This window comes from Xenorhabdus koppenhoeferi (assembly GCF_900116635.1).
Lineage (GTDB): Bacteria > Pseudomonadota > Gammaproteobacteria > Enterobacterales > Enterobacteriaceae > Xenorhabdus > Xenorhabdus koppenhoeferi.
In genome coordinates this window covers 1-13,407 of sequence record NZ_FPBJ01000009.1, presented here as the reverse complement: position 1 = coordinate 13,407, position 13,407 = coordinate 1, and the positions used below count along the sequence as shown (strand labels likewise).

General features: G+C 43.3%; 11 protein-coding genes, 2 tRNA genes and 1 rRNA gene. 3 read left to right on the top strand and 11 right to left on the bottom strand.

Translation table 11 applies throughout. The annotated features are described in order from the left end of the window. Positions 1 to 37 precede the first annotated feature (37 nt). The gene (gene ilvC, locus BM329_RS04540) at positions 38 to 1,516 is read right to left on the bottom strand and encodes a ketol-acid reductoisomerase (protein ID WP_092549558.1); all 1,479 of its coding nucleotides are present in this window, start codon (positions 1,514 to 1,516) and stop codon (positions 38 to 40) included. Between the two features lie 293 nt (positions 1,517 to 1,809). Here ilvC and ilvY point away from each other — a divergent pair, with 293 nt between their 5' ends. Further along, positions 1,810 to 2,691: an HTH-type transcriptional activator IlvY gene (gene ilvY / locus BM329_RS04535; RefSeq protein ID WP_092549555.1), complete on the top strand. Its 882-nt coding sequence runs from the start codon at positions 1,810 to 1,812 to the stop codon at positions 2,689 to 2,691. Positions 2,692 to 2,901: 210 nt separating this feature from the next. Here the strand turns inward: ilvY and ilvA are convergent, their stop codons facing one another. From ilvA to ilvL, 6 genes are all read right to left on the bottom strand, one after another. Then, on the bottom strand, positions 2,902 to 4,449 hold the full coding sequence (gene ilvA, locus BM329_RS04530; protein WP_092549552.1) for a threonine ammonia-lyase, biosynthetic: 1,548 nt from the start codon (positions 4,447 to 4,449) through the stop codon (positions 2,902 to 2,904). A gap of 2 nt (positions 4,450 to 4,451) precedes the next feature. After that, positions 4,452 to 6,302 carry a dihydroxy-acid dehydratase gene (gene ilvD, locus BM329_RS04525; RefSeq protein WP_092549549.1) on the bottom strand — a complete coding sequence of 617 codons (1,851 nt, stop codon included), beginning with the start codon at positions 6,300 to 6,302 and terminating at the stop codon, positions 4,452 to 4,454. An 88-nt stretch (positions 6,303 to 6,390) separates the two neighbouring features. Further along, positions 6,391 to 7,317: a branched-chain amino acid transaminase gene (locus tag BM329_RS04520; RefSeq protein WP_092549546.1), complete on the bottom strand. Its 927-nt coding sequence runs from the start codon at positions 7,315 to 7,317 to the stop codon at positions 6,391 to 6,393. 24 nt (positions 7,318 to 7,341) lie between these two features. After that, on the bottom strand, positions 7,342 to 7,599 hold the full coding sequence (gene ilvM, locus BM329_RS04515; protein ID WP_092549543.1) for an acetolactate synthase 2 small subunit: 258 nt from the start codon (positions 7,597 to 7,599) through the stop codon (positions 7,342 to 7,344). Further along, the gene (ilvG, locus tag BM329_RS04510) at positions 7,596 to 9,242 is read right to left on the bottom strand and encodes an acetolactate synthase 2 catalytic subunit (protein WP_092549540.1); all 1,647 of its coding nucleotides are present in this window, start codon (positions 9,240 to 9,242) and stop codon (positions 7,596 to 7,598) included. The genes ilvM and ilvG overlap by 4 nt, the downstream gene beginning before the upstream one ends. Before the next feature lie 137 nt (positions 9,243 to 9,379). Continuing rightward, positions 9,380 to 9,475, bottom strand: coding sequence for an ilv operon leader peptide (gene ilvL, locus BM329_RS14365; RefSeq protein ID WP_143101210.1), 96 nt, complete (start codon positions 9,473 to 9,475; stop codon positions 9,380 to 9,382). A 602-nt stretch (positions 9,476 to 10,077) separates the two neighbouring features. Here ilvL and BM329_RS04505 point away from each other — a divergent pair. Beyond that, on the top strand, positions 10,078 to 11,604 hold the full coding sequence (locus BM329_RS04505; protein WP_092549537.1) for a YifB family Mg chelatase-like AAA ATPase: 1,527 nt from the start codon (positions 10,078 to 10,080) through the stop codon (positions 11,602 to 11,604). A gap of 56 nt (positions 11,605 to 11,660) precedes the next feature. On the opposite strand, the gene BM329_RS04500 is transcribed toward BM329_RS04505, so the two are convergent. Then, positions 11,661 to 11,999 carry a MaoP family protein gene (locus BM329_RS04500; protein WP_092549534.1) on the bottom strand — a complete coding sequence of 113 codons (339 nt, stop codon included), beginning with the start codon at positions 11,997 to 11,999 and terminating at the stop codon, positions 11,661 to 11,663. 116 nt (positions 12,000 to 12,115) lie between these two features. Here BM329_RS04500 and hdfR point away from each other — a divergent pair, with 116 nt between their 5' ends. Continuing rightward, the gene (gene hdfR / locus BM329_RS04495; protein ID WP_092549531.1) at positions 12,116 to 12,952 is read left to right on the top strand and encodes an HTH-type transcriptional regulator HdfR; all 837 of its coding nucleotides are present in this window, start codon (positions 12,116 to 12,118) and stop codon (positions 12,950 to 12,952) included. Positions 12,953 to 13,104: 152 nt separating this feature from the next. Here the strand turns inward: hdfR and BM329_RS04490 are convergent. The 3 genes from BM329_RS04490 to rrf form a co-directional block, all read right to left on the bottom strand. Further along, positions 13,105 to 13,180 (bottom strand) — tRNA-Trp (locus BM329_RS04490). Positions 13,181 to 13,188: 8 nt separating this feature from the next. Continuing rightward, positions 13,189 to 13,265 (bottom strand) — tRNA-Asp (locus BM329_RS04485). Positions 13,266 to 13,320: 55 nt separating this feature from the next. Further along, positions 13,321 to 13,407: ribosomal RNA gene (gene rrf / locus BM329_RS15280) — 5S ribosomal RNA — on the bottom strand; the annotation flags it as partial.

The following is a 13,407-nucleotide window of genomic DNA, read 5'->3' as shown; positions in this document are numbered from 1 at the left end:
GCCCGATGTTATTTCACCGGGCAGAATAAATAACTTATTATCCGCCGACTGAGATGCGTTTCATATCAGTCATGTAGCCACGTAAAGTATGGCCGATAACTTCAATCGGATGGTTGCGGATCGCTTCATTCACATCACGTAACTGGGCATTGTCGATACCACAATCTGCAACTGATTTTCCTAAATCCCCGGCTTGCAGCGTCGCCATGAAGGTTTCTTTCAGTAATGGAACGGCAACGTAAGAGAACAGATAATTACCATATTCCGCAGTATCGGAAATAACTACGTTCATTTCATATAAGCGTTTACGGGCAATAGTGTTTGCAATCAGCGGCAATTCATGCAGAGATTCGTAATAAGCAGACTCATCAATAATGCCGGAATCCACCATCGTCTCAAATGCCAGTTCCACGCCAGCCTTGACCATCGCTATCATCAGTACACCGTGGTCAAAGTATTCCTGCTCACCGATATTGCCATTGTACTCAGGATAATTTTCAAATGGTGTTTTTCCTGTTTCTTCACGCCAGGTCAGCAAATTTTTATCGTCATTCGCCCAATCAGTCATCATTGTGGAAGAAAATTTACCAGAAATAATGTCGTCCATATGTTTTTCGAACAGCGGAGCTAAGAGCGTCTTCAATTGCTCAGAAAGAGCATAAGCACGCAGTTTAGCCGAATTGGAGAGACGATCCATCATCAGGGTAATCCCGCCTTGTTTCAAAGCTTCGGTGATAGTTTCCCAGCCAAACTGAATTAATTTCCCTGCATAGCCCGGTTCAGCACCATCAGCAATCAATTGGTCATAGCATAACAGAGAACCAGCCTGTAACATGCCACACAAAATGGTCTGCTCACCCATCAGGTCAGATTTCACTTCCGCTACAAAAGAAGATTCCAGAACACCTGCACGATGACCACCTGTTGCAGCAGCCCACGCTTTTGCGATCGCCATTCCTTCACTTTTCGCATCATTTTCTGGATGCACGGCAATCAAAGTGGGAACACCAAATCCACGCTTATACTCTTCACGAACTTCTGTCCCCGGACATTTAGGAGCAACCATCACAACGGTGATATCTTTGCGTATCAGCTCGCCCACTTCAACAATATTGAAGCCATGGGAATAACCCAACGCAGCACCTTCTTTCATTAAGGGCTGAACAGCCTGAACTACCGCTGAATGCTGTTTGTCCGGTGTCAAGTTGATAACAAGATCGGCCTGTGGAATCAACTCTTCATAAGTACCGACTTTGAAACCATTTTCGGTTGCCTTGCGCCATGATGCGCGTTTTTCTGCAATCGCGTCCTTACGCAGGGCATAGGCAATGTCTAAACCAGAATCACGCATGTTAAGCCCTTGGTTTAGCCCTTGCGCACCACAACCGACGATCACCACTTTTTTGCCTTTTAAATATCCCGCCTCGTCAGCAAATTCTTCCCGCGCCATAAAACGACATTTGCCTAATTGCGCCAATTGCTGGCGTAAATTCAACATATCAAAATAATTAGTCATGGTTACTCCGATGTTTATTTTTTCATATGATTTATTTTTCATATGATTTGTGTGTTTGCTTATTTGTTTTGCGCTTCGTTTGTTTTGTGCTTCGCATATTAATTATATGCAGCAACTATTTTTTATTTTTTCTTGACCCTGTCTGTGAGGTCATTTGTATGAAATCAATATGTATGAAAGCAATATATGACATGAAAGCCGTTGCTTAAATTGATATATTCACAAGACTATCTTGCAGTTTATGCAATATACCTTCTTACAACAAAAATCTCTGGGCAAAAGGCTAAAAAGCGATGGATCTACGTGAGTTAAAACTATTTTTACACCTTGCGGAAAGTTGTCATTTTGGGCAAACTGCCAAGGCCATGCATGTCAGCCCATCCACGCTTTCACGCCAAATACAGCGCCTTGAGGAATTATTGGGGCATCCGCTCTTTCTACGAGATAACCGAACAGTCAAACTCACTATTGCCGGTGAGCAGCTCAAACAATTTGCCCAACAAACGCTCCTGCAATATAAGCAGCTACAGAACTCATTAAATCATCAAAGCCCATCACTGACGGGAGAATTACGTCTGTTCTGTTCGGTGACTGCTGCGTATAGCCATCTTCCGCAAGTGTTGGATAAATTCAGGGCAGAGCATCCCTTGGTGGAAATTAAACTGACAACGGGAGATGCCGCAGATGCCGTTGATAGGATCCAATCTGATGCCGCCGATTTAGGCATTGCAGGAAAGCCAGAAAAACTGCCTGATAATGTCAGCTTTACTAAAATAGGTGAAATACCATTAGTATTAATTACCCCCTCTCTGCCTTGTGCGGTGAAAACGCTTGCAATACAAGAGCAGCCAGACTGGAATACTGTTCCGTTTATCCTGCCTGAACATGGGCCTTCACGTAAGCGCATTGAACTTTGGTTTCGCCGGAATAAGATCCTGCATCCTGTTATTTACGCAACAGTTTCCGGCCATGAAGCGATTGTTTCTATGGTGGCATTGGGCTGTGGGACTGCCCTGATCCCTGCAGTTGTTATCGAAAATAGTCCTGAACCTGTACGTAACCGTGTCTCATTACTGGAAAATATTTCGTTGGTTGAGCCATTTGAATTGGGAGTTTGTACACTAAGCAAGCGCTTGAATGAACCGTTGGTTAAAGCATTTTGGGATCTGTTATAGCTTCAGAAACTGTAAATTGAGTGTTTCATCTGATATTACTTACCTCGAATCAGAAACAACCCGTTTGATGGCAGATTATTTCGTCCACTGTTTACTATCAAACACCTCTCCAGATATTCTGGTGCTAAATCGTTGGTTAAATAATACTGACGACGCAATAATCGGGCAAAATAGCCCTCGTATCAAAAGAGCTATTTTGCGATTGGTGGCTTAAGTCAAAAATAATTTAAACGAAGAGTTATGAGTTTCATCATGATATTCATAGCCCAGCATGTCCAAATGACGATCAAAACATATTTCCGGCTCTGAAAGCTCAAAAGCTGCTAATACACGACCATAATCTGTGCCGTGACTACGATAATGAAATAAAGTGATATTCCAATGTGTGCCTAGCGTCTGTAAAAATTTCAATAAAGCCCCCGGAGATTCAGGAAAGGCAAAACTAAACAACCGCTCCTGCAATGGCTTTGCTGGCCTGCCGCCTATCATGTAACGGACATGCAATTTCGCCATTTCATCATCGGTAAAATCAGCCACCTGATATCCCGATACTTTTAATACCTCAATGATTTCACAACGCTCAGCATTCCCGCGACTCAATCGGATACCCACAAAAATACAGGCCTTGTTCAGGTCAGTGACATCCGAATAGCGATAACTGAATTCGGTCACAACACGAGGACCCAATATCTGGCAGAAATGCAGGAAACTGCCCTTTTGTTCAGGAATAGTGACTGCCAGTAAGGCTTCGCGCTGTTCTCCCAGTTCACTGCGTTCAGAAATATAACGCAAGCCATGAAAATTCACATTAGCGCCAGAAAGAATATGTGCCAGTCTTTCTCCCTGAATCTGATGTTGTTGGACATATTTTTTCAGGCCCGCCAATGCCAATGCACCCGAAGGTTCCGCAATCGCTCTGACATCTTCAAAGATATCTTTCATGGCAGCACAAATCGCATCACTATCCACCGTAATAACATCATCAACATATTGCTGGCATAAACGGAATGTTTCGTCGCCAATGCGTTTAACTGCCACGCCCTCCGCAAATAGCCCAACTCTAGGTAAATCAACTGGATGCCCCGCTTCCAATGCTGCTTTCAAACAGGCAGAATCCTCGGCTTCCACACCGATGACCTTCATTTCTGGTACAAGTTGTTTGATGAGAACAGCGACACCCGCAATTAATCCACCACCACCCACCGGCACAAAAATGCGATCAAGGTGGACATCCTGCTGTAATAATTCCATCGCCAATGTTGCCTGACCCGCAATCACGGCAGGATGATCAAAAGGGGGTACAAAAGTGTAACCGTGCTCTTTTGCCATCTCGATTGCTTTCGCTTTCGCTTCATCAAAATTCGCACCGTGTAACAACACTTCTCCGCCAAAGCTACGCACGGCATCGACTTTAATATCCGCTGTAGCTATTGGCATTACGATGATGGCTTTCATACCAACCTTACTGGCTGATAACGCAACACCTTGCGCATGATTGCCGGCAGAAGCGGTAATGACACCTTTGGATTTTTGAGTTTCCGTCAAACCCACAATCATTGCGTATGCACCACGCAATTTGAAACTGTGCACTACCTGACGGTCTTCCCGTTTAACTAAAATTGTATTATCTAAACGGGCCGAGATTTTTTTCATTTCCTGCAACGGGGTAACTTGAGCAACATCATAAACGGGTGCACTCAATGCGGCTTTGAGATATTCCGCCCCTTTTGGTTCTGTATTAAGAGGATAAACCGCCACAATCAATTCCCCAGCTTGGTTTTATCGCGCACTGCGCCTTTGTCAGCACTGGTCGCCAATGAAGCATAGGCGCGTAGTGCAAAAGAAACCTGACGTTCACGGTAATTCGGTGTCCATGCCTTATCCCCGCGAGATAATTCGGCCTGTGTACGCGCAGCAAGTTCTGAGTCATTCACATCCAACTGAATTCTACGATTTGGGATATCAATATTGATGATATCGCCATCCTGAATCAGCCCAATCAAACCACCATTCGCCGCTTCAGGGGAAACATGACCAATGGACAGACCCGATGTTCCTCCTGAAAAACGGCCATCAGTGATCAATGCACAACTTTTACCCAATCCCATCGATTTTAAATAAGTCGTTGGATAGAGCATTTCCTGCATTCCAGGACCCCCTTTCGGGCCTTCATAGCGAATGACAACTACATCTCCCGCTATCACTTTTCCGCCCAGTATTGCGTCTACTGCGTCGTCCTGACTCTCATAAACTTTGGCCAAGCCTCTGAAAGTCAGGCTTCCTTCATCCACGCCCGCAGTCTTGACGATACAACCATCCATAGCAATGTTGCCAAACAGAACCGCCAATCCACCATCTTGGCTGTAAGCATGCGCATATTCACGAATACACCCTTCTTCACGATCAGTATCCAGCGACGGCCAACGGCAACTCTGCGAAAAGGCCTGAGTTGTACGAATTCCTGCCGGCCCGGCTGAGTACATGCTCTTCACTCCTTCATCTGTTGTTAGCATGATGTCGTACTGTGTCAAAGTTTGTGGTAAATCCAATCCCAAAACATTTTTCACATTGCGGTGTAAAAGCCCTGCCCGATCCAGTTCACCAAGAATACCCATCACACCACCAGCACGATGCACATCTTCCATATGGTATTTTTGGGTACTTGGAGCGACTTTGCATAAATGAGGCACCTGACGAGACAGACGATCAATGTCTGCCATTGTGAAATCGACTTCTCCTTCCTGAGCTGCTGCCAATAAATGTAAAACGGTATTAGTTGAGCCGCCCATCGCAATATCCAGTATCATCGCATTTTCAAATGCCGCTTTAGTCGCAATATTACGTGGTAAGGCACTATCATCATTTTTTTCATAGTAACGTTTAGTCAGTTCAACAATGCGTTTACCTGCGTTGATAAATAGGGTCTTGCGATCCGCGTGCGTAGCAAGCAATGAACCATTACCGGGCTGAGAAAGCCCCAGCGCTTCGGTCAGACAATTCATTGAGTTTGCGGTAAACATCCCCGAACAAGAACCACATGTCGGGCAAGCCGAACGCTCAATTTGATCACTTTGTTCATCACTGACATTCGGATTGGCTCCCTGAATCATGGCATCAACTAAATCCAGTTTGATTATCTGATCAGACAGGCGAGTTTTACCCGCCTCCATTGGGCCTCCGGAAACAAAAATAACCGGAATATTCAGACGCAGAGATGCCATCAGCATCCCCGGTGTAATTTTGTCGCAGTTAGAAATACAGACCATCGCATCAGCACAGTGGGCATTGACCATATATTCTACCGAGTCAGCGATCAATTCACGCGAAGGCAGTGAATAAAGCATTCCGCCATGCCCCATCGCAATACCATCATCAACGGCAATCGTATTGAACTCTTTTGCAACTCCTCCTGATGCCTCTATCTGTTCTGCCACCAATTTGCCAAGATCGCGCAGATGTACGTGCCCCGGCACAAACTGAGTGAATGAGTTAACAACTGCAATGATCGGTTTCCCAAAATCAGCATCAGTCATACCTGTCGCTCGCCATAAGGCGCGGGCCCCCGCCATATTACGACCATGTGTTGTTGTGGCAGAACGGTATTTAGGCATTATTTTTACTCCCATATCTGTCTTATCTAATTAACTTCAGCAATCAGCACAGGCGGGGAACGATCGCCTGTGGAATTTTATATTTTTATTAAGAATTAACCGGGTCCAACCAACCCCATTTATCTTCTGTCGTACCATCAAACAGGCCAAAAAACGCGTTTTGGATTTTTTTGGTAATAGGGCCACATTTGCCAATGCCAACCTGAATACCGTCAACGCTACGAACCGGTGTGATCTCCGCCGCAGTCCCTGTCATGAATACTTCATCCGCCAAGTAGAGTGATTCACGGGAAAGAGTCTGTTCACATACTTCCAAACCAAGATCTTGCGCCAATTTGATGATGGCATCACGCGTGATCCCAGGCAGGGCAGATGAAGTGAATGGAGGTGTGAATAGAATTCCATCTTTCACTTCAAATAAGTTTTCACCCGCTCCTTCTGAAATGTAACCATGCACATCCAGTGCAATACCTTCCTGATAACCATGACGTCGGGCTTCACTTCCCACCAACAAAGAAGAAAGATAATTGCCCCCCGCTTTTGCAGCTGTTGGGATCGTATTTGCTGCTACGCGGCTCCATGAAGAAACCATCGCATCAATGCCCTGATCCAAAGCTTCTTCCCCGAGATATGCTCCCCAAGGGAAAGCCGCAATAATAATGTCGGTTTTATAGCCTGCGGGAGGATTTACCCCCATTCCGACATCACCAATAAATACCAACGGGCGAATGTAAGCACTGACTAATTTATTTTTACGGAGTGTCGCACGACATGCTTCCATTAACTCATCAACACTCTGGCTCACAGGGAAACGGTAAATTTTTGCTGAGTCATGCAAGCGCTGCATATGTTCACGATGACGGAAAATTACTGGTCCCTTGTGAGAGTCATAGCAACGAACTCCTTCAAACACTGAAGTGCCATAATGCAGGGCGTGGGACATAACATGAACTTTCGCATCTGCCCAAGGCACCATTTCCCCATTGAACCAAATATAATCAGCTTGCTTTGTCATTCTCAGTTTTCCTTTCATTGCGCCCTATGCGCTTATTAATTGTGATTCTTTGTGTTTGATCTCGACCCTGGCAACATCCACTAATTTCATCAGTTGAGAAAATAGTAAATTGACGGAACTCTGGCTGGATACTGTGAGTTCAATGCTTACATTATCACTATCTGTTATATGATCCATATTCAATGCACATACCTGAAATCCACGATGACGGGTAACTCTCAGAATTCGCTCCAAAATTTCAGGGCAAGATTTCGCCTGAATAGCAAGTTGATGTTGCATCATAATGACTTCTCCAGCATGGTTGCGTTGCTTGCGCCTGGTGGAACCAACGGCCAGACATTCTCTAATTCATCAATGGATACGTGTAATAAATATGCACCCTCGCTGCTGAATAAAGCATTCAAGGCATCATCTACTTGTGACTTATCAGTAATGTGCTGCCCCGGAATATCAAAAGCGCGTGCCAACGTCAGAAAATCGGGATTATCCGTTAAGATCGTTTCGCTATAACGTTCTTCAAAAAATAGTTCCTGCCACTGACGAACCATGCCCAGACGCTGGTTATCCAGTAAGATCATCTTAACTGGCAACTGCTTACGCTTGATCGTGCCTAACTCCTGAACATTCATCATAAAAGAGCCGTCACCAGATATGCAGATAACCATATCTTCCGGGCGAGCCATCTGTGCGCCAATTGCGGCTGGAATACCAAACCCCATCGTGCCCAATCCACTTGAGGTGATGAAATTCTCTGGTTGGCTAAATGTCATGTGTTGAGCAGTCCACATCTGATGTTGCCCAACATCAGTTGTGATTATGGTGCTGGATGGCACACGCTCAGAAACTTGTTTCAGCAGCAATGGTGCGTAAATTTTTTCACCTTGATAGTCGTAACAACATACATGTTCACTTTTTAATTGTTTTACTTCTTGTTGCCAGTTTTGAATCGATAAAGTTTGCTGTAAATGAGGTAACAAGGTTTTTAAATCGCCTAATAATGAAACATGAGTCTGACGTAATTTATTGAATTCAGAAGGATCAATATCTAAATGAATGACTTTGGCATTAGGCGCAAAAGTATTCAATTTCCCCGTCACCCGATCATCAAAACGAGCACCGACAGCAATCAATAAATCACAGGATTGAACAGCTAAGTTGGCGGCTTTGGTGCCGTGCATTCCCAACATTCCTAAGTAGCAATCATGTTCACAATCCGCAGCCCCCAAACCTTTCAATGTGGAAACAACCGGTATTCCTGTTTCCGCAACAAAACGGCGTAATTCAGGTACTGCGCCAGCAATACCAACACCTCCTCCCACGTACAAAACGGGTTTACCAGACGATGCCAGCAGTTGACAGGATTGTTCAATCTCTTGTTTAGGAAGAGATAATTTTTGGGGTTCCGATACCAGGTATGGTGAAAAATCACCTTGGGCTAATTGGATATCTTTCGGTAAATCAACCAGAACAGGTCCCGGGCGACCACTCATGGCAATCGTAAAAGCATCAGCCATAACTTGGGGGATTCTTTCGAGCGAATCAATGAGAAAGCTATGTTTTGTACAAGAAAGGGACATTCCCAAAATATCAATCTCCTGAAAAGCGTCCGTTCCTATAAATTCAGAACTCACCTGACCGGTGATAGCAACAACAGGAACAGAATCCAACAAAGCATCAGCCAATCCAGTGATTAAGTTAGTTGCACCGGGTCCTGATGTTGCAATACAGACCCCCGGCTTACCACTTGCTCTTGCATAACCGATTGCAGCCATAACAGCCCCTTGTTCATGACGACATAGTACATGCTCAATTCCTCCGTCATACAAGGCATCATAAACTGGCATGATAGCTCCACCAGGATAACCGAAAACTTTTTCAATCCCCTGCTCTCGTAACGCTTCTATAACCGACTGTGCACCGTTCATTGCCATCTCCCGTTATGTTTACACTGTGGTTGGTTGTTGTGATGCTTTGTTATGTTTATGTGTCTATCCAAAGTGCCAAAAAAAAAACCCCGCTCCTTTCGGTGCGGGGTTTTTTGAAATCTGGCTGTTTTTCTAGTTTAAGCCTTCCTTCGTCCAAGTGCAGCCCCGCACGGTGGGATAATCACCACCACACTCTCAATAATTAGGCTAATCACTAGGACAAAAGTGTTCATAATACTGTTCGTTTTAACTCGTATGCTTGACGTATATTTAAGAGTTATCACTTTCCATGATTGTTGACAATAATTATTTTTATTTTTTCGCAACAAAATTATTTTTATTTATACTTTTCATTTAGATAGATAAGAAAGTAGATGAATCCACTGAATTTTTCTCGCTTTACACTCAGAAATAACAGGTAACTATCTATTTAATAAAATAATTAATAAGTAAAATTATAAAAAACGATTTAATCGTCTATTAACTAACGTTATCACACAAAACATAATTAAAACCAATTTTGTTTATTAATAGTTATCATAATTAACAAAATACACTCGAATATAACAGAAGATAAATTTATATGTTTAGCTGATTAAATAATTTACCCGTTATACCATAAAAATAGTGCTATGTTGCTTTATCAGAAAGATCTTATTCAATTTCATTATTCATAGATAACATTAAGTTACTATTTAATTAGAATTACAAAATAACTGTCAGAATAACTATAACAATAGATATATTTACGAATCTCCTCGCAAAATAACAAAAGGCTACTTTTTATTATTTTTTATCGATTCATGATATTAGCTTTCTTGCTAAGGAGAGCATCATGACACTTGCCATTATTCATACCAGGGCAACAATTGGTATCGATTCCCCCATCGTGACAATAGAAGCGCATATCAGTAATGGATTACCCGGCCTGACCCTCGTTGGCTTACCTGAAACCACCGTGAAAGAAGCCCGAGATAGGGTAAGAAGTGCACTTCTCAACAGTGGTTTTACCTATCCACCCAAAAGGATCACCGTTAATTTGGCACCCGCAGATCTCCCCAAAGAAGGTGGAAGATATGATCTTCCTATTGCCATCGCGATATTGGCAGCATCAGAGCAAATCGCAACAGATAAACTCCAAAATTACGAATTTTTAGGGGAGTTAGCGCTTTCTGGCGAAATACGGCGGGTCATGGGAGCTATCCCTGCGGCACTGAGTGCCAAAGGGGCAGGAAGACAACTTATTCTCTCTTCAGAAAATAACACTGAACTAGCTATTTTGTCCCAAAACGAAGCATTGATGGCAGAACATTTACTTCAAGTCTGTCATTTCTTTAAAGAAAAAAACGCCAGCCTAGCCTCACCTTCATCCATTGAATTACAGACTGAACCATCTATTTTGGATATGCAGGATATTATTGGGCAGGAACAAGCCAAACGAGCTTTAGAGATCACTGCCGCTGGCGGTCATAATCTTTTACTACTTGGTCCCCCGGGAACAGGCAAAACCATGCTTGCCTGCCGTTTATGCAGCCTGTTACCCCCATTAACGCATCAGGAAGCTCTGGAGGTCGCTGCAATCAATAGTCTAGTCGGGCATTCAGTGAATCCAAAAAAATGGCATACACGCCCATTTAGGGCACCTCATCATAGTTCGTCAATGGCAGCTTTAGTAGGTGGAGGTTCAATACCGAGGCCAGGAGAGATTTCTCTTGCACACAATGGGGTATTATTTCTGGACGAATTACCCGAATTCAACCGAAGTGTTCTTGATGCTTTACGTGAGCCACTAGAATCCGGTGAGATAGTAATATCCCGAGCAAGAGCAAAAGTTTGTTTCCCCGCTATGGTTCAACTTATTGCTGCCATGAACCCAAGCCCAACAGGCTATCATCAAGGTTTGCATAACCGAAGTACCCCGCAACAGGTGCTACGTTACCTTTCTAAACTTTCAGGTCCTTTTTTAGATCGGTTTGATCTTTCTATTGAAGTTCCGCTGCTTCCTCCAGGCATTTTAAGTCATTCATCAGCAAAATATGGAGAAAGTAGCCATGATGTCAAAAAGCGTGTACAAATGGCCAGAAAAATACAAATTGAACGGTGCGGACATATTAATGCTTCCCTCAACAGCAAAAAAACTGAAGATATTTGCAAATTGAAAATGGAAGATGCAGTTTTTCTGGAAAATACTTTATTGAAATTAGGGCTATCCATACGAGCTTGGCATAGAATACTCAAAGTTTCTCGTACAATTGCAGACTTAAAAGAACAAAAAAGAATAGAAAAGCCAGACATTATGGAAGCACTCAGCTACCGAAGTATGGATAGGTTACTTATTCAGCTACAGAAACAAGCTGGATAAATAAGAAAGGGGCATTTTGCCCCTCCTGATGGATGATTATAATATCAATGATGGTATTAATCATCATTATCGGTATAGTCCTCTGCTGGGTCTATTTGCGGTTTTCCGCCAGAAAGAGTATGAAAACGTTTTGGACGACTGATTTTTGTCAAATACTTAGTCCATATTTTTTCTTCTATTGTTACTGGTGCTCGTTCACCGCGGCAAACCGCAACAAACAGTTTTTCTTCTTCTGTTTGCGGTTCACGTTTACCAAGATCCAATTCATTAAACACATGACCATAACGTTCTAATAATTGGGCTTCTTTGATGGTGAAATCACCATGACGGGAAAATCCACGCGGATAGTTTTTATTATCAAAAAAACGATTAGTCGAGATGAAGCTTTCAGCCATCTGACACACTCCTAACTCTAATGTCATACTAATTATGGCGCGGAGTATTAGGGAGGCTTGACATTCTGTAAAACAAAATATTTAAATCTTAACGACAAAAACTATTGGAGATGCATGTGGACACTGAATTACTGAAAACCTTTTTGGAAGTCAGTAAGACTCGTCACTTTGGTCGGGCAGCTGAATCGCTTTATCTAACACAATCCGCTGTTAGCTTTCGGATCCGTCAACTAGAAAATCAGTTGGGTACCAATTTATTCACACGGCATCGCAATAATATCCGCCTAACTGCGGCCGGAGAACGTCTTGTACCCTATGCAGAATCGCTAATGAATACTTGGCAGTTAGCGAAGAAAGAAATCAATTACGTTGCTCAGCATACCGAACTCTCTATCGGCTCTACAGCATCCCTTTGGGAAGGTTATCTGACATCTTGGTTAAATAAGTTTTACCATCTCCATCAAGAAACGAGGATTGAATCTCTGGTTTCTACACGTCAGTCACTAGTCAAGCAATTGCATTCTCGTGAATTAGACCTCTTAATTACTACAGAACCCCCAAAAATGGATGAATTCCAAAGTCAGTTAATCGGTAATATTCAGCTTGTTTTATCAACAACTCAACATAGCCTTGAGAAAGGTATTGAAAATTACATCAAATTAGAATGGGGTGCAGATTTTCATCATCAGGAACAACAGATCTTAAAAAATGATCATCCTCCTATCATCACAACCACATCTGCACATATTGCCAGAGAGTTATTGGATAGTGTAAATGCAGCAACCTTCCTACCTATACATTGGCAAGAAGAATATCCAAAACTCGTATCTTCACCTAATAACGAACTGATAGAACGACCATTATACGCAGTCTGGCTGCAAAACAGTGACCAACAAGCGCTTATCCAACAGTTACTAAAAATTCCTGTTGAAAAAGCGCCCATAACTGCCTGACACTGGCTTTGAGAGGAGATAGAGTGATCAGGAAAGGTCATTCACGCAAAATTCTTAGAATTACGCGGTAAATAATAGAAAAGAAAAAACCCAGCTAAAATTAGCTGGGCTATTAATCTGAAAGCTAAACAAATTATTACTTAGTTGTTAACTGGCAGGGGCGGAGAGACTCGAACTCCCAACACCCGGTTTTGGAGACCGGTGCTCTACCAATTGAACTACGCCCCTAAATACGGTGGCGGTGCGGACGGGACTCGAACCCGCGACCCCCGGCGTGACAGGCCGGTATTCTAACCAACTGAACTACCGCACCACCGAATTTCTTTAGCCCTGCTGCCTTTTGTGCCGGCAACGGCTGTTAAATAATTGTCTGGCAGTGCCCTACTCTCGCATGGGGAGACCCCACACTACCATCGGCGCGACGGCGTTTCACTGCTGAGTTCGGCATGGGGTCA

Excerpts from the sequence above, each read along its gene's own strand:
- BM329_RS04520 (WP_092549546.1), bottom strand. The coding sequence starts at position 7,317 with ATGACAAAGCAAGCTGATTATATTTGGTTCAATGGGGAAATGGTGCCT.
- BM329_RS04500 (WP_092549534.1), bottom strand. The coding sequence starts at position 11,999 with ATGGCTGAAAGCTTCATCTCGACTAATCGTTTTTTTGATAATAAAAAC.
- ilvD (WP_092549549.1), bottom strand. The coding sequence starts at position 6,302 with ATGCCTAAATACCGTTCTGCCACAACAACACATGGTCGTAATATGGCG.
- ilvY (WP_092549555.1), top strand. The coding sequence starts at position 1,810 with ATGGATCTACGTGAGTTAAAACTATTTTTACACCTTGCGGAAAGTTGT.
- BM329_RS04505 (WP_092549537.1), top strand. The coding sequence starts at position 10,078 with ATGACACTTGCCATTATTCATACCAGGGCAACAATTGGTATCGATTCC.
- ilvM (WP_092549543.1), bottom strand. The coding sequence starts at position 7,599 with ATGATGCAACATCAACTTGCTATTCAGGCGAAATCTTGCCCTGAAATT.
- ilvC (WP_092549558.1), bottom strand. The coding sequence starts at position 1,516 with ATGACTAATTATTTTGATATGTTGAATTTACGCCAGCAATTGGCGCAA.
- ilvL (WP_143101210.1), bottom strand. The coding sequence starts at position 9,475 with ATGAACACTTTTGTCCTAGTGATTAGCCTAATTATTGAGAGTGTGGTG.
- ilvG (WP_092549540.1), bottom strand. The coding sequence starts at position 9,242 with ATGAACGGTGCACAGTCGGTTATAGAAGCGTTACGAGAGCAGGGGATT.